The organism is Paraburkholderia terricola, from assembly GCF_003330825.1.
Taxonomy (GTDB): Bacteria; Pseudomonadota; Gammaproteobacteria; order Burkholderiales; family Burkholderiaceae; genus Paraburkholderia; species Paraburkholderia terricola.
Window position 1 is genome coordinate 96,992 of the sequence record NZ_CP024942.1, and the last position, 22,120, is coordinate 119,111.

The 22,120-nt window shown below is 64.3% G+C and carries 19 protein-coding genes; 14 read left to right on the forward strand and 5 right to left on the reverse strand.

All coding sequences use genetic code 11. From position 1 onward, the window contains the following. Positions 1 to 24: 24 nt before the first annotated feature. On the reverse strand, positions 25 to 858 hold the full coding sequence (locus CUJ90_RS18845; RefSeq protein ID WP_114163641.1) for an NAD-dependent epimerase/dehydratase family protein: 834 nt from the start codon (positions 856 to 858) through the stop codon (positions 25 to 27). Positions 859 to 1,471: 613 nt separating this feature from the next. Here CUJ90_RS18845 and CUJ90_RS18850 point away from each other — a divergent pair. Both CUJ90_RS18850 and CUJ90_RS18855 read left to right on the forward strand, forming a co-directional pair. Then, a complete protein-coding gene (locus CUJ90_RS18850) occupies positions 1,472 to 1,804 on the forward strand; it encodes a type II toxin-antitoxin system RelE/ParE family toxin (protein ID WP_114163642.1) in 333 nt (110 codons plus the stop codon). After that, positions 1,791 to 2,078 (forward strand): helix-turn-helix domain-containing protein, encoded by a 288-nt coding sequence (locus CUJ90_RS18855; protein WP_083086272.1) that lies wholly within the window; start codon positions 1,791 to 1,793, stop codon positions 2,076 to 2,078. The genes CUJ90_RS18850 and CUJ90_RS18855 overlap by 14 nt, the downstream gene beginning before the upstream one ends. Here the strand turns inward: CUJ90_RS18855 and CUJ90_RS32410 are convergent. Beyond that, complete coding sequence (locus CUJ90_RS32410) at positions 2,062 to 2,310, reverse strand: hypothetical protein (protein WP_152035359.1); 249 nt, start codon at positions 2,308 to 2,310, stop codon at positions 2,062 to 2,064. The genes CUJ90_RS18855 and CUJ90_RS32410 overlap by 17 nt on opposite strands. Positions 2,311 to 2,404: 94 nt before the next feature. On the opposite strand from CUJ90_RS32410, the gene CUJ90_RS18860 reads away from it, so the two are divergent. The 4 genes from CUJ90_RS18860 (at position 2,405) to CUJ90_RS18875 (ending at position 6,143) form a co-directional block, all read left to right on the forward strand. Then, on the forward strand, positions 2,405 to 3,817 hold the full coding sequence (locus CUJ90_RS18860; protein WP_114163643.1) for a cytochrome ubiquinol oxidase subunit I: 1,413 nt from the start codon (positions 2,405 to 2,407) through the stop codon (positions 3,815 to 3,817). Between the two features lie 36 nt (positions 3,818 to 3,853). Then, positions 3,854 to 4,858: a cytochrome d ubiquinol oxidase subunit II gene (cydB, locus tag CUJ90_RS18865; RefSeq protein ID WP_073430881.1), complete on the forward strand. Its 1,005-nt coding sequence runs from the start codon at positions 3,854 to 3,856 to the stop codon at positions 4,856 to 4,858. Continuing rightward, a complete protein-coding gene (locus tag CUJ90_RS18870; RefSeq protein WP_073430880.1) occupies positions 4,833 to 5,018 on the forward strand; it encodes a hypothetical protein in 186 nt (61 codons plus the stop codon). Before cydB ends, CUJ90_RS18870 begins: the two co-directional genes overlap by 26 nt. 330 nt (positions 5,019 to 5,348) lie before the next feature. After that, a complete protein-coding gene (locus CUJ90_RS18875; protein ID WP_083086274.1) occupies positions 5,349 to 6,143 on the forward strand; it encodes a response regulator transcription factor in 795 nt (264 codons plus the stop codon). Between the two features lie 259 nt (positions 6,144 to 6,402). Here the strand turns inward: CUJ90_RS18875 and CUJ90_RS18880 are convergent, their stop codons facing one another. Then, positions 6,403 to 8,298 (reverse strand): ATP-binding response regulator, encoded by a 1,896-nt coding sequence (locus tag CUJ90_RS18880; RefSeq protein ID WP_114163644.1) that lies wholly within the window; start codon positions 8,296 to 8,298, stop codon positions 6,403 to 6,405. Positions 8,299 to 8,721: 423 nt separating this feature from the next. Between CUJ90_RS18880 and CUJ90_RS18885 the strand changes: the two genes are divergently transcribed. The 4 genes from CUJ90_RS18885 to CUJ90_RS18900 all read left to right on the forward strand — a co-directional run bounded on the left by CUJ90_RS18885 (position 8,722) and on the right by CUJ90_RS18900 (position 16,216). Continuing rightward, complete coding sequence (locus CUJ90_RS18885) at positions 8,722 to 9,513, forward strand: hypothetical protein (protein WP_114163645.1); 792 nt, start codon at positions 8,722 to 8,724, stop codon at positions 9,511 to 9,513. Between the two features lie 235 nt (positions 9,514 to 9,748). Then, positions 9,749 to 13,165 (forward strand): alpha/beta fold hydrolase, encoded by a 3,417-nt coding sequence (locus CUJ90_RS18890; protein WP_114163646.1) that lies wholly within the window; start codon positions 9,749 to 9,751, stop codon positions 13,163 to 13,165. 172 nt (positions 13,166 to 13,337) lie between these two features. After that, positions 13,338 to 15,152, forward strand: a complete 1,815-nt coding sequence (locus tag CUJ90_RS18895; protein ID WP_114163647.1) for an L-lactate permease — start codon at positions 13,338 to 13,340, stop codon at positions 15,150 to 15,152. Positions 15,153 to 15,445: 293 nt separating this feature from the next. After that, on the forward strand, positions 15,446 to 16,216 hold the full coding sequence (locus CUJ90_RS18900) for a hypothetical protein (protein WP_114163648.1): 771 nt from the start codon (positions 15,446 to 15,448) through the stop codon (positions 16,214 to 16,216). 20 nt (positions 16,217 to 16,236) lie between these two features. On the opposite strand, the gene CUJ90_RS18905 is transcribed toward CUJ90_RS18900, so the two are convergent. Both CUJ90_RS18905 and CUJ90_RS18910 read right to left on the reverse strand, forming a co-directional pair. Beyond that, a complete protein-coding gene (locus tag CUJ90_RS18905) occupies positions 16,237 to 17,673 on the reverse strand; it encodes an FAD-binding oxidoreductase (RefSeq protein WP_208645273.1) in 1,437 nt (478 codons plus the stop codon). Next, the gene (locus CUJ90_RS18910) at positions 17,670 to 18,659 is read right to left on the reverse strand and encodes an isopenicillin N synthase family dioxygenase (RefSeq protein WP_114163649.1); all 990 of its coding nucleotides are present in this window, start codon (positions 18,657 to 18,659) and stop codon (positions 17,670 to 17,672) included. The genes CUJ90_RS18905 and CUJ90_RS18910 overlap by 4 nt, the downstream gene beginning before the upstream one ends. 286 nt (positions 18,660 to 18,945) lie before the next feature. On the opposite strand from CUJ90_RS18910, the gene CUJ90_RS18915 reads away from it, so the two are divergent. The 4 genes from CUJ90_RS18915 to CUJ90_RS18930 all read left to right on the forward strand — a co-directional run bounded on the left by CUJ90_RS18915 (position 18,946) and on the right by CUJ90_RS18930 (position 22,084). Next, positions 18,946 to 19,773, forward strand: coding sequence for a transporter substrate-binding domain-containing protein (locus tag CUJ90_RS18915; protein WP_073431903.1), 828 nt, complete (start codon positions 18,946 to 18,948; stop codon positions 19,771 to 19,773). Positions 19,774 to 19,860: 87 nt separating this feature from the next. Next, a complete protein-coding gene (locus CUJ90_RS18920) occupies positions 19,861 to 20,511 on the forward strand; it encodes an amino acid ABC transporter permease (protein WP_114163650.1) in 651 nt (216 codons plus the stop codon). 21 nt (positions 20,512 to 20,532) lie between these two features. Then, positions 20,533 to 21,195: an amino acid ABC transporter permease gene (locus CUJ90_RS18925; protein WP_114163651.1), complete on the forward strand. Its 663-nt coding sequence runs from the start codon at positions 20,533 to 20,535 to the stop codon at positions 21,193 to 21,195. Positions 21,196 to 21,214: 19 nt separating this feature from the next. Next, positions 21,215 to 22,084, forward strand: a complete 870-nt coding sequence (locus CUJ90_RS18930; protein ID WP_114163652.1) for an amino acid ABC transporter ATP-binding protein — start codon at positions 21,215 to 21,217, stop codon at positions 22,082 to 22,084. The last annotated feature ends 36 nt before the right edge of the window (positions 22,085 to 22,120 follow it).

Below are 22,120 nucleotides of genomic sequence, written 5' to 3' on the forward strand. Positions count from 1 at the left end.
TACGTCTCCTTGATCTTTAACCGGTCAGACGGACCTTGCGCGCGAAGCCGCGCCATCCGGGCCGGCGTCGTCGCGCGAATAATCGATGCCCACGAAGCTGCCGCCCTGGAAGCGTTGGCCCAACGCGTCGAGCGGGTTCGGGCGCGCGAGGATTTCCGCGGCGTAGTCCTCGGCGTTCTGCGTCGGCCGATAGCCCAGGCGCTCGGCGCCGCTGTTGTCCCACCAGCTACGCGTGTTGGCCGAGACGCCCCAGACGGTGAGGAACCCAACGTCTTCCGCCTCGATGCAACGGTCTATGAAATGCAGCAGGTCGCGATGTCCGAACCACGTGCTCAGATGCCGGGGCTCGGTGGGCCGCTCGAGGCAACTGCCGATGCGCACGCAAACGCTCTCGATGCCGTGCTTGTCCCAGTACATTCTCGCCAGCGCTTCGCCCCACACCTTGCTCAAGCCGTAGAAGCCGTCCGGGCGTAGCGCGCAGTCGAGATCGAGCTGTTCGGTGACCGGATACATGCCGATCGCGTGGTTCGAACTGGCGAACACCACGCGCCGCACGCCCTGCCAGCGCGCGCCTTCGTACACTTCGACGAGCGCGCGCAGATTGTTCTCGATGATTTCGGGCAGCGGGCGTTCCACGCTGGTCCCCGCGAAATGGATCAACACGTCGACGCCATCGAGCAGGCGATCCACGACGGCGGAATCGCGCAGATCGCCGTGCATCACGTCCTCGCCTTCCACCAGGGGAACCAGCGGCTTCGAACCGGCGGCCGAGCGCAACGGCGTGCCGCGCGCGACCAATGCCGCACGCACTACCGAGCCAAGCTGGCCACCGGCCCCACTCAGGGCAATCTTCTTCATAAGCTTCCTTCCTTTACTGCGCCGTGCGCGAGCAGACTTGAGACAGCAAGCGGGAAGGCCACGACGGCCTCGGTGAAATTTCCGTGCTTGTTGTACGACGACGTACTATCAACGATGGAAAGACGGATTTCAACTAGGCATTTACCCGTATTATTTTTAGGCTTTCGACGGTTGCGCCGTTGCCGATAAGCGGCTGATGCCGCATAAATTGATGTGACATCGTATAACTAGAAAGCGCGTCGCGATGGTCACGCGCTGTCACTGGCCGATTGGCTAGCTAACCGGCTAATGGAAAGCCGGTTCGGATCTGGCTATCGTCGGTTGATGGCGAGTTGGCCTCGATCAGCCATCCCTTCCTATCGAGTTTGCCGCTGCAAAAAGGAGATCCGCATTCGTGCCGCGCCGCCGTCGCGTCCCGCACGAAACCATCTAGCCGACACCGAACATCTGGTTGCGCCGACGCCGTCGTAACCGCTCATCGCGGTCCAGCTTTCGCCCTCCTCCTGTCGTTCGATTCCTTGCCGCGCAATGCCGGGCGGTGGTTGCCCGTTCGCGGCAACCGTTATAGTCGTCAGCTTGCGCGTCAATAACATATTTGTTATTATCAAGTTCAATGGCATTGACGATCGACTTCTACAACGAGAAGGTCAAAGTCAACGTCGCCTCGTTGCCGAAAACGCTGCTCGCGCGCTTCATCGCGCTGGCCGACCGCATGGAGGAATACGGCCCGAATCTCGGCGAGCCGCACACCGCTTCAATGGGCGGCGGCTTGTTCGAGATGCGCCTGAAAGGCGCGGAGGGAATCGCCAGAGTGTTCTACTGCGCAATCGTGGAACGGAAAATCGTCATGCTTCACTGCTTCGTGAAGAAGACGCAACAAACGCCGCGCAACGAACTGGACGTGGCGCGCAAAAGACTACTGGAGATCAGAAATGGCAACCTATGAGGCCATGCGCGAACGGGCGCTCGCCGACCCCGAAGTACGCGCCGAATATGAACGCCTCAACCGCGAGGAATTCGCGCTGCTCGACCAGATGCTCGCGGCGCGCCGGGAGGCCGGCTTGACGCAGGCGCAAGTCGCCGAGCGCATGGGCACGAAAGCACCGGCGATCACGCGGCTCGAACGGGCGCTGGCCTCGGGGCGGCACTCGCCTTCCATCGACACATTGCGCAGGTACGCGGCCGCGTGCGGCAAGCAGTTGTTCATCTCGATCGCATAAGCCGCGGGAGCGAATCTGATCCGGCGCGGTTGAATGCGCGAACGCGGGCTTCGCGGCGTTGTTGCAGCGCGGTCGATTGCCGCAGTTTTCGCCTGATCGCGTCAAGCAGCAGCAACAACGCAAGAAGAAAAACTTGATGCCCATCAAAGGCTTGCGGCATAAGAATCCGAAACTCGCGCAAAACAAGGCGGTTTTTTGACGCACGTCGCGTCGCAGCAGAAAATTCGCTCATCCCCTACTCTTGCGCCCATCTGCCCAGCGCAGTGCGCACCGACACCGGTCGACGCGCGTAGTCCGCCCTCGCGGGCATCACGCACTTCACGCTCATGAACTCCGCTCTCTCGGCACTCGACCTCGCCCGCATCCAGTTTGCGTTCACCGTCTCCTTTCACATCGTTTTTCCGGCGCTCAGTATCGGCCTCGCGAGCTTCATCGCCGTGCTCGAATGGCGCTGGCTCAAAACCGGCAAGACGTATTACAAGGAGCTTTGCCTGTTCTGGTCGAAGATCTTCGCGGTGGCCTTCGGCATGGGCGTGGTCTCCGGCGTCGTGATGAGCTATCAGTTCGGCACCAACTGGTCCGGGTTTTCGAGCTTCGCCGGCCCGGTCACCGGACCGCTGCTGATGTACGAAGTCATGACCGCGTTCTTTCTCGAAGCGGGCTTCCTCGGCATCATGCTGTTCGGCTGGCAGCGCGTGAGTCCGCGCGCTCACTTCGGCGCCACGCTGATGGTCGCCGTCGGCACGCTGATCTCGACCTTCTGGATTCTCGCGTCCAATAGCTGGATGCAAACGCCGCAAGGCTTCGAAGTGGTGAACGGCCGGGTCGTGCCGCTCGACTGGTTCAAGATCGTTTTCAATCCGTCGTTCCCGTACCGGCTCGCGCATATGGCGCTCGCCGCGTTCATCGTCGCGGGGCTGGTGGTGGCGGCGGTGGGCGCATGGCACCTGTTGCGCGGCCGGCGCGATCCGGCCGTCAAGAAGATGTTCTCGATGGCGCTCTGGCTGCTGCTGATCCTCACGCCGCTCCAGGCAGTCGTCGGCGATCAGCACGGTCTGAACACGCGCGAGTATCAGCCCGCGAAAATCGCGGCGATAGAAGGTCTGTGGGAAACCGAAAAAGGCGGTACCGCGCTGAACCTGTTCGGTATTCCCGACATGCAGGCGGAGACCACGCGCTACGCGGTGTCGATTCCGCACCTGGGCAGCCTGATCCTCACGCACAGTTGGGATGGCGAAATCCGCGGCCTGAAGGAATTTCCGCCGCAAGACCGGCCGAACTCGACGGTGGTGTTCTGGAGCTTTCGCATCATGGTCGGCCTCGGCATGCTGATGATCCTGATGTCGCTGATCGGCTGGGCGCTGCGCCGCCGCGAACGGCTGTTCGAGGCCAGGTGGTTCCAGCATCTCGCCGTGCTGATGGGCCCGACCGGTTTCATCACGCTGCTGGCCGGCTGGGTCACCACCGAGGCGGGCCGTCAGCCGTGGGTGGTCTACGGCGTGATGCGCACTTCCCAAGCCGTGTCGCCGCTCACCACGCAGCAGGTCGGCATCTCGTTGATGACCTTCGTGGTGGTCTATTTCCTGGTGTTCGGCACCGGCGTCTATTACATGCTCAAGCTGATGCGCTCCGGTCCGCCGTTACCGGGACAAACGCCGCACGACGCGCCGGAGCATTCGCCGAACCAGACCGCGCGCCGCCCGCTCTCCGCCGCCGATCACATGATCGACGCGGCCTGAACCCACCCGCTTCACTAGCTGCTTGCGAGAAAGACAATGGACGTAACCGTAGTGTGGGCCGCGATCATCGCGCTGGGCCTTTTCATGTACGTGGTGCTGGACGGCTTCGACCTGGGCATCGGCATCGTCTTCCCGTTCTTCCCCGACGAGAAGGAACGCGATCTGATGATGAACACCGTCGCGCCGGTGTGGGACGGCAACGAAACCTGGCTCGTGCTCGGCGGCGCCGGCCTGTTCGCGGTGTTTCCGGTGGTTTACTCGACCGTGCTGTCCGCGCTCTATCTGCCGCTGATCTTCATGCTCGTGTGCCTGATCTTTCGCGGCGTCTCGTTCGAGATCCGCGCCAAGGCCAATCGCACGAAACCTATGTGGGACCTCGCGTTCATCGGCGGTTCGGCGGGCGCGACGTTCTTCCAGGGCATCGCACTGGGCGCGTTCCTGCAAGGCATCCCGGTGATCGACGGCGGTTATGCCGGCGACGCCTTCGGCTGGCTCACGCCGTTCAGCCTGCTCACGGGACTCGGGCTCATCGTCACTTATGCGTTGCTCGGCTGCTGCTGGCTGGTCGCGAAGACCGAAGGCGATCTGCAACGCCGCCTGCATCGCGTGGTATGGCCGCTGACGATGGTGCTGCTCGGCTTCATCGCGATGGTCAGCGTGTGGACGCCGCTGCAGGACCCGAATATCGCGCAACGCTGGTTTCATGACGGCCTCTTCTATCGGCTGTTGCCGGTGCCGTTCCTGGTTGCGGTCTGCGTGTTCTTCATGCGCCGCGCGGTGCGTGAGCGGCACGACAACACGCCGTTCGTGCTGGCGCTGCTGCTCGTGCTGCTCGGTTACGCGGGGCTGCTGGTGAGCCTGTGGCCGTATGCGATTCCGTCGAGCATGACGCTATGGGAGGCCGCCGCGCCGCGTTCGAGCCAGATGTTCACGCTGGTCGGCGCGGCGGTGATTCTGCCGATCATCATCGCCTATACGACGATGGGTTACTGGGTATTTCGTGGCAAGGTGCGTCATGACGACCAACATCACTATCACTAAGCACGCGGAGGGCGGCGCCGGCGCGCAAACGCCGGCGCGCAAGAAGCTGCCCGGCTGGCTGTGGTTCATTGCGCTATGGTGCTTCGGCGTGGCCTCGGCGATGTCGCTCGGCTTCGCGTTCAAGCTCCTGATGAATGCGACGTTATTTGCGGTCAAATAAAGGCCCGCTGTCGCGTGCCTCGATCCGGCGCGCATAACCTGCGGAATCCCTTAGGCACGGCTTCAAAAACGGCGCTCGCGGCTCGTCTACCTAGCAAGCCGGAACCTGTGCGCGGGAGACCAACCTTAGCGACAACGTGGTGCATCGAAACAGCCGGCGATCATATAAATAAATAGTCACGTGCGCGGCGGGCCGGAAGGTTCGCCGCGCCGCCGATCGGTATAGGATCGCGGGGTAGCCGGCAATGATGCAATTCACGAGAATAGAAGTAAAACGAGACGCTACAACGGCGGTAGCCCACAACGCGCAGGCTCGACTCGCGGAGACATCATGAAGTTTCTTGTGGCCGACGACCATGAACTGATCCGGCAAGGCGTCAAGGGAATGCTGCGCGGTCTCGATCCCGACGCCCAGTTCGACGAAGCCGATAGCTGGGAAACGCTCGCCACCGCCGCGCGGCCCGACGCCGATCACGATCTGGCGATCGTCGATCTGCACATGCCGGGCATGAGCGGCGCGTCGTCGCTCGAGACGCTGCTGGCGGCGAATCCCGCGTTGCCGGTGGTCGTGCTGTCCGCCGAGGAGTCGCCCGACGAGATGCGCGCGGTGCTGGCCGCCGGGGCGCTCGGCTTCGTGCCGAAGCGGCAGCCCGCCAGCGTGATGCTCAAGGCGATCGAACTCGTTCTTTCCGGCGGCGCGTATGTGCCGATGGAAGCGCTCAGTCTGCTGGGCTCTCGCGAAGCGCAAGCCGCGCCGGTCTGCGCCGACGGAGCCGCCGGGTCATCCAGCCTGGGCGGCATGCCGATCACCGCTCAGGCGGGCATTCAGGCAAGCGCGCGGGGCGCCGGCCAAGGCGCGACGGCGCTCACCGAGCCGATCACGCAACTGCCGGCGCTGCAGCCGCATCAACAGCATTTGCTGGAAAACCTGTCGCCGCGCCAGCAGGACATCATGCGGCTCGTGCATCGCGGCTGGACCAACAAGATGATCGCGCGTGAACTCGGCGTCGCGGAAGGCACGGTCAAGGTGCATCTGTCGGTCATCTTCCGGGCGCTCGGCGTACATAACCGGTCGATGGCGATCGCGGTGATCAACGGCTGGCTCGAAGCGGGGAAAACGTTGTAGGCGGGCGGGTGTCGGGCGGTGGCAAGTGGTGCGGCGAACGCCGGCAGGCGGTGCGACGGACGGCAGCAAGCGGTGCGGCGAACGCCGGCGAGCGGTGCGACGAACGGCAGCAATCGGCGCAGCGAACGCCGGCGAGCGTCGGCGAGCGGCGCATTGTTTAACACTCCGGCTAGCGCTTGCCGCTGGCGTCCGCGCCTGGCAACGCTTCCCTGCCGCTTCCCTCCCGCTTCCCTCCACTCCCCAATCCCTGCGACTATCCCTACGCCCCCAACCTCGCGCCGCTCGCCGACTGGCCCGCCGCTTGGCCCACCCCGCCCGGCGCCGCCCAACTCCCCGGCTCATTTCCCGTTCCATCCGCGCGCAATTCCGGCGTGGCCGCCGCCCGTCTCTTATCCAGTTCCGCCTGCTGCCAGAGCATTTCCAGCGTGCGCCGCAAGCGCGCCGGCGTGACCGGCTTATGCAGCACGGGAATCCCCTGCAAGGCCAGCGCCGCCAGTTCCGCCGACGCCATATCGCCCGTGATCAGCAGCGTCACCACGCCTTCATGCCCCGCGCGCGCGAGCACGTTGCGCACGGCGGTCAGCGCCTGCGCGCCGGTGCGGTGATGCGCCAACTGGTAGTCGCATAGCACGGCGTCCGGCACGAAACCGTCCTCGAGCGCCGCCAGCGCGGCGGCTTCGTCGCGCGCGCCGCGCACGGTGCAACCCCAGCGTCCCAGCAAACTGGCGAGGCCTTCGAGAATCGACGGTTCGTCGTCGATGCACAGCACGCGCCGCCCTTGCGCCGAAGGACCGCCCGCCACCGCTTCATTCAGGCTCGCCACGATGCCGCGGGCGTCGCCCGCCTGCACTGGAAAGCGGAACACCGAACCGCGCCCCGGCGCCGAGCGCAGTTGCAATTCGCCGCCCAGCATGCCGACCAGCCGCTTCACCGTCGGCAATCCCAGGCCATGCCCCTGACGTGCATCGCGCTGCGGATTGGCGACCTGATAAAACTCCTCGAAGATGCGTTCATGTTCCTCGGCGGGAATGCCGATGCCCGAATCGCGCACTTCGATATACCCGCCCGCTTGCCGCCCCGCGCGACGAAAGCCGAGCCAGATCGCGCCTTCCTCGGTGTAGCGCACCGCGTTCGAGAGCAGATTGCTCAGCACGCGTTCGAGCAACACCGGATCGTCGTGCACGACCATCGTGGTCGGCGCGATCCGCAGCGCGAGTCCCTTGGCGGCGGCTTGCGGCCGGTACTGGCTGCCGACGCGCTCGAACAGTTCGGAAAGCCGGAAATGCAGCCGGATCACCTGGGTCACGCCGCTTTCGAGCCGCGCGAGATCGAGCACCTGGTTGAATAGCTGATTCAACGCCTCGACGTTATAGACAATGTGCTCGGCCGTTTTGGCATGCTGCGCCGGTGTCGCCGCCGCATCGTTGAGCGAGGCCGCGAGCAGGCCGATCGCATGCAACGGCTGACGCAAATCGTGGCTCGCCGCGGCGAAAAAGCGGGTTTTGGCGAGGCTCGCCTCTTCGGCGACGTGCTTTTGCACCGCCAGCGACTCCGCCAGATACTGCTGATCGACCCGCGCCTGCACGACCTGCCGGAACAGCTTGCGATAGCTCAACGCATAGACGTTGATCGCGAAGAAGAAAAACGCGAGGACGATGGCGAGTATCGTGCGGTCGAACGTATGCGTGCCGACATGCAGCACGATCGACGGAAACAGCAGGAACGGAATGGCGGTCGAAAAATTGAGCAGGTCGAAGCCGTTCGACATGAACACGCCGGCCGCCAGCGTGACGAGCAGCACGGTATGCAGCAGCGGCAAATCCGTTTGCGGGCTCTGGAACGCGAACCACACCGCGAGGCCCGGCGCGCTGTAGAGCAACACGCCGCGCACCGCATGCAGATAGATCCAGCCGCGCGGCGATACGAGTTGCGGATAGCGCCGGTTGCAGATCCACAGTGCGAGGCTGCCGCAATTGGCGGCCGCATAAAACCCGAAGCACGCGATGAACAGCGGCGGCGACGGTATCTCCGGCCAGTAGATCGCCACCAGCACCGCGATCGAGAACCAGTGCGAAAAGAACGCAATCGGATCTTGCGCGTACAGCACGCGCACCAGATCTTCGTCGATTGCATGCTGGATAGGCTCGGCCCGCATTGCGCGGTCTCCTTTATCGTTCGGCCTCGGCGCTTCAGCGCTGACTCCGGTCCGGTGCACGGCATCGGGCATGGCGGATACGGTGATAAGGCGCGGGCGCCCGGCGACGCGGGCCTTGGGAGCCCAGGCGTGCCGCGCGAGGGGACGGCATCGGTGCTGCGTATTGCTTCACTGCGCGGCAGCGCGCGGTCCACGTTGGTCCCGCGGTCCACGTCGCGTCACTGTTCAGACGAATGACGTACCGCGCGCCGGACGGTTTACCCGGCAGTTTACCCATCAGCTACCACTTAATCCATATAGGCGAAGCCATTTGCGAAACGCATACTGGCCTCACATTCAGCGCGGCTTCGACATTCCAGCCACTCTTCACCGCCTGCCTTCGAGGCTCGCCGCGCTTCTGCCTTCCCCCTTATGGAGGTTTTCATGGGCGCTGTTCCGAGCCACGAGTTCGTCCGCAATCTCGACGATGCGATCCTGCCCGAGTTGTGGCGCCGGCGTACCCGCTTGTCCGCCGATGAAATGGTGTCGATGGTCGAGCTGGTCAAGCGGGCGCTGCGGACCTACCATCCGCTCGAACTTCACGCGCTCGGCGAGGACAAGGAAGAACTGGTCGCCCAGTTCATCTATTCGAAAGTGCTGCGCCTCGCGCCCGGCCACACCGAAACGCACGCCTGCGCCGATAGCGCGCCGTCCAACGGCTACGCATTGTGCGCGTATTTTCGCCGCTACCTGATCGACTGTTTGCGCAGCGCCGGCCATCAGCGCAACGTGTCGATGGAAAACGAAGGCATGGCGCAGGAGATCGATCTGCATGCCCAGGCGCTGGAAGACCCGGTGGAAAGCGTGCTGCTGCAATACGGCCTCGACGAACAGCGCGTGCGGCTCGCGGCGCGCACGTTCATCGACGGCCTCGACGAGCCCGAGCGCATCGTGCTCGCCGGCAGCCTCGGCTGGTGTTCGGAAGGCAAAGGCGGTTTGTCGGCAGTCGCGGCTCAGCATCGGGTGCCCTCGTATCACTATCGCGCCGTCAAACTCGGCGTCACCATGAAAAAGACGGCCGGCGCCGCGGATTTTTCCAATACCAAGATCGGCCGCTGGCTGAGCGACGTGCTCGGCATCGAGATCGACATCGACAATCGCGCGGCGATTCTCGTCGCGCTGAACCTGCTCGCGGCCGAATCGAGCGACAGCGAAATGAATGAAGCAGCGGCGTAACAAGCGCTAATGACGCCGCGTCGCTGACGGGCGGCAGCCGCGCCTCACGATGCCCCGCGCCTCACACGGTCTCAAACGGTTTTTCACACGCGCCACATCTCGCGCGCCCCGTACGATGCGCCTTTTTTTGTCATCGCGCACCGCCTACGATAAAAAAGCCGCCGCCGCACGCCGTCTTCCTTGCGAAGTCCGGCTTCCCTCCCCCCGCATTGCCATTCCTGACGAGGTGGTCCTGATGAACCGCTTATCGAGCGCCGTGACGGCGATGAAGTCGCATTACGATGTGGTCGTGGTGGGTTCGGGCTATGGCGGAGCGATCGCCGCGAGCCGCATGGCGCGCGCCGGCCGCAGCGTGTGCGTGCTGGAGCGCGGGCGCGAATTCATGGCCGGCGAATTTCCGCGCACGCCGTTCCAGGGCGCCGCGCAGGTGCAGTACAACACTTCCGTCGCGCACATCGGCTCGCCGCTCGCGCTGCTCGAAGTGCACGTGAATGAAGACGTGAACGCCGTGGTCGGCTGCGGTCTCGGCGGCACTTCGCTGATCAACGCGAATGTCGCGCTCGAAGCCGATCCGCGCTTATGGGACGACCCGCGCTGGCCCGCCGCGCTGCGCGCCGACAAGGACGGCCGCGACAAGGGTTATGCGCGCGCCTTCGCGATGCTGCAACCGTCGCCGGTGCCGAGCGACTTTCCGCCGCTGCCGAAATTGCGGGCCCTGGAGAGATCGGCGCAGGCGCTCGGCATGGAAGACCGCTTCAGCCGTCCGCCGATCACCGTCACGTTCGAGAACCGCGTGAACGCCGCCGGCGTCGCGCAGCAGGCATGCATCGGCTGCGGCGACTGCAATTCGGGCTGCAATTACGAAGCGAAGAATTCGACGCACATGAACTATCTGCCCGACGCCGTCGCGCACGGCGCGCAGATTTTCACGGGCGCGGCGGTGCATTCGGTGGTGCGCGACGCCGCCACGCGCAAGTGGCGGGTGAACTACCAGTTGGTGAGCGTCGGCCGCGAGAGTTATGGCGCGCCCGATCTGTTCGTGAGCGCCGATATCGTCATCGTGTCGGCGGGCACGATCGGCTCGACCGCGCTGCTGCTGCGTTCGAGCCAGGCGCCGCAAGGGCTCAGTGTTTCCGCGATGCTCGGCCAACGCTTCACCGGCAACGGCGACGTGCTCGCCTTCGCGTACAACACCGACGCGGTGATCAACGGCGTCGGCTGGGGCGCGCACGAGCCGGGCGAGATTGCGCCGGTCGGGCCGACCATCACCGGACTCATCGACCATCGCAACACGCCCGATGTGAAAGACGGCTTCGTGATCGAGGAGGGCTCGCTCGCCGGACCGGTCGGCGCGGCGCTCGTCGCCCTGCTCGGCGCGGCCGCGCCGCTCGAAGGCGAGGAGGTCGCCGAGCCAGGCTCGCCCGAAAAGCCGTTCGCCTATGACGCGCGGGTGATCGAAAGCGTGCTGCGCGGCCCGTATCACGGCGCGCTCAACCACACGCAAAGCTACCTCGTGATGGCGCACGACGACGAAAGCGGCCGCATCGGCATCGACGACAACGGCCGCGCGCGCATCACCTGGGAAAACGCCGGCAAGCAGCCGATCTTCGAAACGATCGAGGCCACCCTCAAGCAGGCGACGGCGCCGCTCGGCGGCAAGTATCTGCGCAATCCCATTTCGACGGACTTCATGGACAACCGCACCGTCACCGTTCATCCGCTCGGCGGCTGCGGCATGGGCGAGGACGCCGCACACGGCGTGGTCGATCACATGGGCCGGGTGTTTAGCGGCGCCTCCGGCGACGCGGTGCACGAGGGCCTCTTCGTGATGGACGGCGCCGTGATGCCGATGTCGCTCGGCGTGAATCCGCTGCTGACGATCTCGGCGCTGGCCGAACGCAATTGCGCGCTGCTCGCCGCCTCGCGAGGCTGGACGATCGACTACGAGTCGAAGGGCGGGGCCGCCGTGCCCGCGCCGCAACGCATCGGCCTGCGCTTCACCGAAACGATGGTGGGCACCTATACGCCGACCGTCGCGGGCGAGGCGGCCGCGAGCCCGATCGAATTCACGCTGACCGTGGAATCGGACGATCTCGCCGACATGCTCGTCAATCCGCAGCATCTGGCGCAAACGGCCGGCACGCTGACCTGCCCCGCCCTCTCGGCGCAACCGATGACGATCACCGACGGCACCTTCAATCTGTTCGTCGTCGATCCGGCGGATGTCGACGAACGCAACATGAACTACCGCATGACGCTCAATGCCACCGAAGGCAAAACGTACTATCTGAGCGGGCAGAAGATCATCACGCGCAGTTCGCCGCTGAATCTATGGGAACAGACCAACACGCTGTACGCCGAGATTCGCGGCTCGGCGCAAGCGGACGCACCCGTGATCGGCAAGGCGACGCTCGTCATCACGCCGGAGAATTTCCTCAAGCAGCAACGCACGCTCGAAGTCACTCACGCGCCCGATTTGACGACCCGCCTCGAATGGACGCTGAAGTTCGGCAAGTTTTTTGCGGGCGTGCTGTTCACCGAATACGGCGGCGTGGCCGCGCCGCTACAGTTTTTCGATCCGAACGCCAAGCCGCGCATGAAGCGGCCCTTGCGCGCGCCGGCGCCGCAACTGTTCTTCTTCGATACGCCCGATGGCACCACGCTGAGACTCACGCGCTATCTGGACCAGGCCAACAAGGAAGCGCGTCCGTTGCTGCTGATCCACGGCTCCGGCGTATCGAGCCGCATCTATTCGACCGATCTGATCGCCACCAACCTGGTGGAATATCTATGCGCGGCCGGCTACGACGTATGGCTCGTCGATCTGCGCGTCAGCATCGAAATGCCGAGCGTGCTTGTGCCGACCAACGTCGACCAGGTCGCGCGCGAGGACATTCCGGCCGCCGTCGCCAGGGTGCGCGAGTTGACCGGCGCGCCGAACATCCAGGTGCTGGGCCATTGCCTCGGCGGCCTCGCGTTGAGCATGTCGCTGCTGTACGGACTCGAAGGCGTGCGCTCGGCGGTCATTTCGCAGGTGTCGGCGCATCCGGTGCCGGGCACCCTGCAACGGATCAAGGCTGGCTTGCATATTCCCGACCTCATCCAGCATCTCGGCGTGTCCGATCTGACGGCTTATACGCAGCACAAAAAGTGGCCGCACAATCTGTTCGACGAAGCCTTGCGGCTCTACCCGATCGATCACGATGAAGGTTGCGGCAACGCCATCTGTCACCGCTCCACGTTCCTGTACGGCTTGCTCTATGAACACGCGCAACTGAACGAATCGCTGCATTCGAATCTGCAGGAATTGTTCGGCATGCACGACGTCGAGCTGTTCAGGCATCTGGCCGCGATGGCGCGGGCGGGCGAAGTCGTCGACGCCGAAGGGCGAGCCATTTACCTCAGCGGGACGAACGGCGCAAAAGGCCTGGAAGGCATGCGTATGCCGATCGGATTTATCCACGGCGATCGCAACGAAACCTATCTGCCGAAGAGCACCCAACTCACTTATGACCTGCTGACAAGGGAATTCCCGGAGCAGCCTTACGAGCGGCATCTGATTCCCGGCTATGGGCACATCGACTGCATCTTCGGCAAGCATGCGGCGGTGGATGTTTACCCGGTCATCGCGAGGTATCTGAACGCGCATTGACCGCTCACGGCGCTCCCAACCTTGAAATCGACGGCTGCCCCCGCTATACCTCAATGCGGCAGCCGTGAATCGGCTGCCGGCCCTCCTGAGCCGGTTTGCGTTGTTCTGGCGCATGATCGGGCCTTCACGCCGCGCGAATAGTCCCGAACCCTAATACCAAAAGGGAGACGCCATGTACCAGCAGACCTATAACCCGTTAGGCAATGCATTCCTTTCCACGCTCGTTGCCGCCATTCCGATCCTGACGCTGCTCTATTTCATTGCCTTGCACCGCCACCGCGACACCCAGGGCAACGTGCACCTGGGCATCTCCGCGCCCTACGCGGCTTTTTTCGGCGTCATCGCCGCTTTCGCCGTGTCCTGTCTGGTCTTCAGGATGCCGGTTGTATCGGCCGTCTCGGCCTTCGCGCTCGGCTCGCTGTCGGGGTTTCTGGGCATCATCTGGATCGTGCTGGCGGCCATGTTCCTCTACACGATGAGCGTCGTGACGGGCAAATTCGAAATCGTCAAGGAATCGATTGTCCATATCTCGTTCGACCGGCGGTTGCAATGCGTGCTGATCGCCTTTTCGTTCGGCGCGATCATCGAAGGCACCTCGGGGTTCGGCACGCCGGTCGCCATCGCGGGCGCCGTGATGGTGGGCCTCGGCTTCAAGCCGTTTCAATCCGCCGTGCTGAACCTGCTCGCCAACACGGCCCCGGTCGCCTGGGGCGCGATCGGCACGCCGATCGTGACGCTGGCGGCCGTGAGCGGCCTCGATCAGGTCACGCTTTCCGCCATGGCGGGTCACCAGTTGCCGTTCGTCTCGATCTTCGTGCCCTTCTGGCTGGTCGCCACGTTCGTGAAGATGGAAGGCGGAACCTGGAAGGAAGTCTTCGAGGTCTGGCCGGCCATGTTAAGCGCGGGCGGATCGTTCGCGCTGATGCAGTTCTTCGCGTCGGGAACCAACGCGCTCCACCTGATGACCGACGTGGTATCGGGCGTCTTTTCGGTGATCTGCACGGCGCTGTTCCTGCGCTTCATCTGGCATCCCAAGACCCGCTTTCTGCTGCGCTCCGAGCGTGAAGCACTCGCGCAAGCCGGCAAGACCACGGCCGCCGCAACCACCGACACGAGCGAATGGAAATACAAATACTCGGCCGCCGAAACCGCCTATGCGTGGATGCCGTGGGTGATTCTGATCGCCTGCTGCGCGCTCTGGGGCGTGCCGGAGTTCAAGAAATTCCTCAACAACCTGTTCGCGGGAATCACCTTCAGCACCACGCTGCTCGGCTCGAAGTTCAGCGGGTCGCTGTCGCTTCCCGTCTGGGACATGCCGGCGCTGCATAACCTCGTGCAGCGCATGCCGCCCGTCGCGCCCGTCAACGCGAAACCCGAAGCGGCCCGCTTCATGATCAACTGGCTGTCCGCCGCCGGCACGGGCGTGTTCGTGGCGGCGATCCTGTCCGGCCTCGTGCTCAGGCTGAACGCGGCGCAATGGAAGGATGCCTTCATGCAGACCATGCACCGGATGAAGATTCCGGTGCTGGTGATCGCTCAGGTGCTGGGCCTGGGATTCCTGACCCGCTACTCGGGCACCGACGCGGTCCTCGGTCTTGCGTTCACCAACGCGGGATTTCTCTACCCGTTCTTCGCGGCGTACCTGGGCTGGCTCGGGGTCTTCCTGACCGGTTCCGACACGGCGTCGAACGCGCTCTTCGGCAGCCTGCAGCGCATCACGGCGCAGCAACTGAACCTCAATCCGATCCTGATCGTCGCGACCAACTCGACCGGCGGCGTGATGGGCAAGATGATCGACGCTCAATCCATCATGGTGGCGTGCGCGGCCTGCTACGACGATCCGAAGGAGCGCTCGTTCGCGTTGGGGCCGATCTTCCGCACCGTGTTCTTTCATTCGATTGCCGGGGCCGCGGTGATCGGCCTGATCGCGATGCTGCAGGCGTATGTGTTCCCGTGGATGATTCCGATCGCGCCGCTTGCGAAGTGAGCATCTCCGAATGAACGGCGCGCACGGCCCCGACCTGCGCGCCGGTCGTCGAATCTTGCCGTGTGCCGTGGAGCGCGAGCCGCAGTGAATCGGTGGCGCCGGAGTCGCCCGTCCCGTCCTCGCTGATACCGTTGTGCGTGTCGCGGTCATATTTCGGCTACGCCTTTGTTGATTTTTCCCGACTGGCAATTGAAAAATCATCGCGGGTATTCGCATCGACGACTAAAGCTCGCATTTGAAAATACTTTGGTTAATATGCGGGCACTCAACGAATAGCGAGCGCTAAACAAAACATGGAACAGTTGACCTTCGGGGCCTGCGTCAAGAAAGGATGGATCAGTTCGTGGCAAGCCGTCACGCAGATGCCGTGGCTGTTCGTCGGCGTTTGGGCGGTGTTCGCCTGTACTTCGCTACTGATCGGCCAGCGGCCGTCGAACGCCGCGGGCGCTGTGGCCCCGGCCGCGCTACTCGGCCACGCGCTGCTTTCATTGGGCTTTTTCGCGTTGCAGATGGTGGTGTCCAGCGTGCTGACGATCAAGGTGCATCGTTTCGTGCTGCTCGGCGAAGGCGCGAACCCGCTCATGCCGCTGAATGGCAAGCCGCTCGGCCGTTATCTGGCGGTGTGGCTCGCCAGCATGCTGATCGTGCTCGCGGCGATGGGGCTCACCTACACCGCCACGCGCGGGTTCAAGCTGGCGGGCCTCGTCTATCTGCCTGTGATCGCGATCTGTCTGTTCGTGTCTTTCCGGCTGATCCTGCTCTACCCGTCCATTGCGCTCGGCGGCCGCCTCACGCTGCGCGCCGCATGGCGCGACAGCCGCGGGCATGTCTGGAACATGTTCGGTGTCGGCGTCGTCGCCTGTCTGCCGCTTATCGTCGTAGCCGTACTGGTGGGCATCGCCTTGGGCGTGTCCATGCCGAACGACTATTCGAGCAAGTCCCTCAGCGTTGTCGAGGCGCTGCTGAATGTATCGTTGGTCGTGTTGGTGGCGGCTTCGCTCTCCTGGCTCTACCGGCGTTACGCTCGCGAACTGCTGGCGCACGCCGACACCGCGCCGCGGTAAATTGCACATTCGCGCGGCGCTCAAAACAGCTTGCCCGGATTCAGGATGCCGTGCGGGTCGAGCGCATGTTTAATCGCGGCCATCGCCGCCAGTTCCGTGGCTGAGCGCGAAATCGGCAGAAACTCGCGCTTGAGCAAGCCAATGCCATGTTCCGCCGACACCGATCCGTGCAGCGGACGCAGCATCTCGTAGACGAACGCATACACGGCGTGATGCTCGACGCCGTCAAGCGAATGGCCGTCGACGGTGACATGCAGATTCGAATCGCCGATATGCCCGAAGAAATACGCCACGTTGCCCGGCCATCGCCGATCGAGCGCCGCGCGGCAACGGTCGACGAACGCGCCGATCTCGCCGATCGGCAGGCTCACGTCGAAGTTGATCGCATCCAGCCGCACCGGAAATTCCGCGGTGCACTCGCGAATCGCCCACAGCGCGCGCGCATCGGCCACCGACTGCGCGATCACCGCGTCGCGGATCGCGCCGGCGTCGAGCGCTTCGGTCAGCGCGGCGGCCAAACGTTCGCCGTCGTCGCCTGAATCGAAGCCCGCATGTTCGATCAGCGCATAAAGCGGATGCGGGTCGGCGAACGGCGAGCGCGTGCCCGTCAGCTTCACGCCGAAATCATAGAAGTCCGGCCACATGATCTCGAATGCACCGATGTCGTTGCCGAAACGCGTCGACAGACGGCGCAGCAGGTTCACGGCGCCGTCGTACCCGTCGAGCGCGACCAGCGCCGTGTGACGCGCCGCGCGCCGCGGATGGAGCCGCAACACCGCGCGCGTGATGATGCCGAGCGTGCCTTCCGATCCGATGAACCAATGTTTCAGGTCGTAGCCGGTATTGTTCTTGACCATCTTGCCGAGCGAGGTCAGCACGTCGCCATTGGCGAGCACCACTTCCAGCCCGAGCACCTGATCGCGCGCGGTGCCCGACTGGATCACGCGGTTGCCGCCCGCGTTGGTCGCCAGATTGCCGCCGATCTGGCACGAGCCGCGCGCGCCGAGATCGAGCGCGAGTTCGAAGCCCGCTTCGGCGGCCGCTTCCTGCGCGGCTTGCAAGGTCGTGCCGGCGCGCACCGTGAGCGTGGCCGACGCGGCATCGACTTCCTCGACGCCGCTCAAGCGTTCGAGCGATAACGCGATATCCGTGGCGCGTGCAATCGCGCCGCCCGCGAGACCGGTCATGCCGCCTTGCGGCACCACCGGTTGATGCGCCGCATGGCAGATCGCCAGCGCGCGCGAGACTTCTTCCGTGCCGCGCGGCAGCAGCACCGCGGCGGGGCGCGTCGGATCGTGGCGCGTCCAGTCGGTGAGCGCGCGTTCGCCGATCTCTGCGCCGACGCGCACCGCATCGTCACCGAGCGCGGCGCGCAGTGCATCGAGTGTCGCGGCAAGCGGCGCCGCGCTGTGCGTCCCGCTGTGTATCCCGCTGTTTTCCCTGCTGTTATCCGTCATGCAGTGGTTCCTTGCGTTCCTTCGCGTGCCTGCTTCTTCCGATAACCCATCGAATCGTTGATGCGCCCGAGGATATAGTCGCCTGCCGCAACCGGCTGATACTTCAGGTCGGCCTCGCTCGTGCCGAGCTCGCGCGGATCGACCCGCGCGCCGTAGGTCGGATCGTAGAAGGTCGCGATCGAATAACGCTCGCGCCCCGACGCATTGATCACGCGATGCAGCGTGGAGCGGAAGCGGTCGTTGGTCCAGCGCGCGAGCAGATCGCCGACGTTCACGACGAAGCTGCCTTCGATCGGCGGCGCCTCCACCCAGGTGTCGTTGGCGATCTCACGCACCTGCAAGCCGCCCACCTGATCCTGCCAGAGCAGCGTGATGCAGCCGTAGTCGGTATGCGGCGCGACACCGAACTGATCGGCATCCGATTGGGGCGGCTGCGGCGGATAGTAGACCATCTGCGTGCGCTGCATCCGCTTCGTATAACGCGGCGCGAAGAACTGTTCGTCGACGCCGAGACTCACCGCCACCGCGCGCAGCAGATCGGCGCCGCACGCCCCGACCGCTTCATAGTAGCCATACAACGCGGGGCGTAATTCCGGCATGAAGTCGGGCCAGTTGTTCGGGCCGCGCAGCGCCTGGCCGGCCAGCACGTCGGGATCGTCCTCCGGCAATTCGAGGCCGATGCTGAAGAACTCTTTATAGTCGGGACGCGTGGCCTGATACATGGTCGCGTCGCCGAGCGCATTGAAGCCGCGATGCCGATGATTGACCGCCGCGCGCCGCTTGGTCTCCACCGGAAACGCGAAGAACGTGCGCGCCGCCTGCGCGGCTGCGTCGATCGTCGCTTGCGGCACGCCGTGATTGACGATGTAAAAGAAGCCGATGGTCGTGCACGCTTCACGGATTTCCCGCGCGGCATGCTGCAAGGCCGGCGGATCGCCCGCGCGAACGCCGGCGAAATCGATGATCGGAATGCGGGTCACAGGCATCGCGTTGCTCCATGAAAGGCCGGTCGATTCGACTGCTCAATGCGCGGCGCGAATGGGGTGCCGCAAGGGGTGCCGCAAATTCGCGCGCCTCGCGCATCCCAGTTGTATATACCGCCAAAAGCACACTCGCAAGTTGCTTCGCGGCGCTTCACGTAAGGGCTTTTCTCTACTCGCGCGTTTATTTGTTTCGCGCGAAAAACGCGGTATATACTGCCTCGCATGACTCGCGCCGTGCCCGTTCGCGGACCGCTTTCGTGCGACACCGCTTTGCCACCCGGAGAATCTCATGAGCATCCTTGCAGGCTGGAAGTGTCGTTTGGTCATGCTGGCGTTGTGCGCGGCAAGCGTCGCGGCCCACGCCGAAGACCAGCTCGCAAAAGTAAAGAAAGCCGGCGAACTGGTGGTCGGCACCGAGATGCAGTTCGCGCCGTTCGACTTCCTCGAAAACGGCCAGCAAGCGGGCTTCAACAAGGATCTGTTCGCCGAGGTCGGCAAGGAACTGGGCGTGAAGGTGCGCTTCATCGACCTGCCGTGGCCGAGCGTGCTGCCGGGTCTCGAAGCGGGCAAGTTCGACATGGTGGGCGGACCGCTCACGGTCACGAAGGCGCGCATGGAGCGCTACACGTACACGCTGCCGATCGCGGACGCCACCGACGCGCTGCTCAAGCGCGCCAACGATGCTTCGGTCAAGCAATCGTCGGACATCGCGGGCAAGACGGTCGGCGCGGGCAAGGGCTCGGCGCAACTCGATCAGTTGAAGAGCTACGTCGCCACCTTGCCGAAGCCGCCTGAAATCCGCGAATACGTCGACAACAATCAGGCTTACGCCGATCTCGCCGCCGGCCGGATCGCGGCGGTCGCGAACTCGATGACCAACATCGCGTATGTGGCGAAGCAACGTCCCGAAACGTTCGCCGTGGTGCAGCCGCCGTTCGGCGCGAAAGTGTACTTTGCTTACTGCCTGCGTAAAGACGCGGACAGCAAGCCGCTCGCCGACGCCTTCAACGCCGCGCTCGTGAAGATGCACAACGACGGGCGCCTCGCGACCTTGCAGAAGAAATGGTTCGGCGTCGCGATGGACGCACCCAGTACGATGCCCACGCCGAACTATTGACGGCTCCCGACCCATCGTTTCGATGCAGGCGATGCGCGCTTTTCAACAGGCCGCATCGCCCTCCCCGTTCCAGCGAGTGCGACGCTCATGTTCAGCACAACCGTCTTCGTCCAGGGCTTGCCGCTGCTGTTGCATGCGGCGCTCGCCACCATCGGCATTTCGCTGACGGGTCTGCTGATCGGTTTCTTCGTCGCGGTCGGCGTGTGTGCCGCGCGGCTTTCCACGAACCGCGCGGCGCGCATGTTCGGCGGCGCTTATGTATTCTTCTTTCGCGGCGTGCCGATGCTGGTGCAACTGCTGCTGGTGTACTACCTGCTGCCGTTCGCGGGCATCAACGTGTCGCCGGTGGTGGCCGCGATCAGCGCCGTGTCGCTGTGTTCCGCGTCGTATATCGCCGAGATTCTGCGCGGCGGTTTTCTGAGCATTCCGCCGGGCCATCTGGAAGCAGCGCGCATGCTTGGGCTTTCGCCGTTCGACATGCTGCGGCGCATTCTGGTGCCGCAAGCGTTTCGCTTGACGCTGCCCTCGCTCGTCAACGAAATGGTGCTGCTGATCAAGGCTTCGTCGCTGATTTCGGTGGTGGGCGTGGCCGAATTGACGCGCACCGCGCAGAACATCGCCGCCAGTACGTATCGGCCGCTGGAAGCGTATCTGGCCGCCGGGCTGATTTACTTCGTGATCTGCGGTGCGCTCGCGCTCATCGCGCACGCCGCCGAATACCGCTTGCAGCGAGCCTGAGCCCGAGATCGAAAGCAAACCATGCAAACGCTCGACCCCGCCGTCATCACGCACAACCTTCAGCCGATCGCCGCCGGCCTCGCGACCACGCTCGGCACGTGGGCCGCGGGCGTCGCGATCGGCATGCTGATCGGCTTCCTGATCGCCGTGCTGCAGCTCTTTTGCGGACGCTGGGTGCGTGGCCTGCTGCGCCTCCATATCGAACTGTTTCGCGGCACGCCCTTTCTCGTGCAACTGTTTCTGCTTTACTACGGCGGACCGTCCTTCGGCCTCACGCTCGAACCGATGACGGCCGGCGTGCTCGGCTTGGGCCTCTACGGCAGCGCGTATTTCGCCGAAGCGTTCCGCTCCGGCTTTCAATCGGTGCCGCCCGGTCATCTGGAAGCGGCCGCGTGTCTCGGCCTCACGCGCTGGCAAGCCGTCCTGCGCATTCAGGTGCCGCAGATGCTCGTGCTGATCGTGCCCGCGCTGACCAATCTGATCATCGTGCTGAGCAAGGAAACGGCGGTATTGTCGATCGTTACCGTGCCCGAACTCACGTTCGTGCTGACCGGCATCGGCTCGGCCACGTTTGCCTTCGTCGAAACCCTGCTGGTGCTGTGCGTGTGCTATCTCGCGCTGGTCGAACTCACGTCGCGCGCGGGCATGTGGGCCGAAAGCCGCATCGCACGCTTCATGGCATGAACGCAATCGGGACCACCTTATGAACGCCATCGCCGACATGCCCTCCTCCGCCTCCACCGCTGCCGCCGATACGTCGCGTGGCGCGCCGCTGATCGAAGTACGCGATCTGCGCAAACGCTTCGGCGAAGTCGAGGTGCTGCGCGGCGTCGACCTGCGGATCGCCCGCTCGGAAGTGGTCTGCATCATCGGCCCGTCGGGCTCGGGCAAGAGCACGCTGCTGCGCTGCCTCGCCGCGCTCGAAACCTACGACCACGGCGAGGTACGCATCGAAGGCGAACTGCTCGGCTACAGCGAGCGCAGCGGCAAGCGCGTGCGCGCCTCGCAGGGCGAGATCAATCGCGTGCGGCGCAACGTCGGCATGGTGTTTCAGCAGTTCAATCTGTGGCCGCACATGACGGCGCTCGGCAACGTGACGGAAGCGCTCCTGCGCGTGCGTCATCTTTCACGCGACGAAGCGCGCCGCCGCGCGAATGCGATGCTCGAAACGGTCGGCCTCGCGCATAAAGGCGATGCGTACCCCGCGAAACTCTCGGGCGGTCAGCAGCAACGCGTGGCGATTGCGCGAGCGCTGGCGATGGAGCCGCACATCATGCTGTTCGACGAGCCGACCTCCGCGCTCGATCCCGAACTGGTGGGCGAAGTGTTGCAAGTGATGAAGCAGCTCGCGCGCGACGGCATGACGATGGCCGTGGTCACGCATGAAATGGGCTTTGCCGCGCAGGTCGCCGACAAGGTCATGTTCATCGATCAAGGCCGCATCGCCGTGCAAGGCGAACCGCGCGAAGTCTTTCACGATGCCGGGCAGCCGCGCTTGCGGCAGTTCCTGCAAAACTACTTCGACCGCAACGCCTTCTGGACGCGCGGTCCCGATGACGTGGAGCCGCTATGAGCGCGCGCGAATTGGCACCCGCGCAAGCGTCACGCG

Coding starts and splice junctions, on each gene's coding strand:
- CUJ90_RS18845 (WP_114163641.1), bottom strand. CDS start 858: ATGAAGAAGATTGCCCTGAGTGGGGCCGGTGGCCAGCTTGGCTCGGTA.
- CUJ90_RS18850 (WP_114163642.1), top strand. CDS start 1,472: ATGGCATTGACGATCGACTTCTACAACGAGAAGGTCAAAGTCAACGTC.
- CUJ90_RS18855 (WP_083086272.1), top strand. CDS start 1,791: ATGGCAACCTATGAGGCCATGCGCGAACGGGCGCTCGCCGACCCCGAA.
- CUJ90_RS32410 (WP_152035359.1), bottom strand. CDS start 2,310: ATGAGCGAATTTTCTGCTGCGACGCGACGTGCGTCAAAAAACCGCCTT.
- CUJ90_RS18860 (WP_114163643.1), top strand. CDS start 2,405: ATGAACTCCGCTCTCTCGGCACTCGACCTCGCCCGCATCCAGTTTGCG.
- cydB (WP_073430881.1), top strand. CDS start 3,854: ATGGACGTAACCGTAGTGTGGGCCGCGATCATCGCGCTGGGCCTTTTC.
- CUJ90_RS18870 (WP_073430880.1), top strand. CDS start 4,833: ATGACGACCAACATCACTATCACTAAGCACGCGGAGGGCGGCGCCGGC.
- CUJ90_RS18875 (WP_083086274.1), top strand. CDS start 5,349: ATGAAGTTTCTTGTGGCCGACGACCATGAACTGATCCGGCAAGGCGTC.
- CUJ90_RS18880 (WP_114163644.1), bottom strand. CDS start 8,298: ATGCGGGCCGAGCCTATCCAGCATGCAATCGACGAAGATCTGGTGCGC.
- CUJ90_RS18885 (WP_114163645.1), top strand. CDS start 8,722: ATGGGCGCTGTTCCGAGCCACGAGTTCGTCCGCAATCTCGACGATGCG.
- CUJ90_RS18890 (WP_114163646.1), top strand. CDS start 9,749: ATGAACCGCTTATCGAGCGCCGTGACGGCGATGAAGTCGCATTACGAT.
- CUJ90_RS18895 (WP_114163647.1), top strand. CDS start 13,338: ATGTACCAGCAGACCTATAACCCGTTAGGCAATGCATTCCTTTCCACG.
- CUJ90_RS18900 (WP_114163648.1), top strand. CDS start 15,446: ATGGAACAGTTGACCTTCGGGGCCTGCGTCAAGAAAGGATGGATCAGT.
- CUJ90_RS18905 (WP_208645273.1), bottom strand. CDS start 17,673: ATGACGGATAACAGCAGGGAAAACAGCGGGATACACAGCGGGACGCAC.
- CUJ90_RS18910 (WP_114163649.1), bottom strand. CDS start 18,659: ATGCCTGTGACCCGCATTCCGATCATCGATTTCGCCGGCGTTCGCGCG.
- CUJ90_RS18915 (WP_073431903.1), top strand. CDS start 18,946: ATGAGCATCCTTGCAGGCTGGAAGTGTCGTTTGGTCATGCTGGCGTTG.
- CUJ90_RS18920 (WP_114163650.1), top strand. CDS start 19,861: ATGTTCAGCACAACCGTCTTCGTCCAGGGCTTGCCGCTGCTGTTGCAT.
- CUJ90_RS18925 (WP_114163651.1), top strand. CDS start 20,533: ATGCAAACGCTCGACCCCGCCGTCATCACGCACAACCTTCAGCCGATC.
- CUJ90_RS18930 (WP_114163652.1), top strand. CDS start 21,215: ATGAACGCCATCGCCGACATGCCCTCCTCCGCCTCCACCGCTGCCGCC.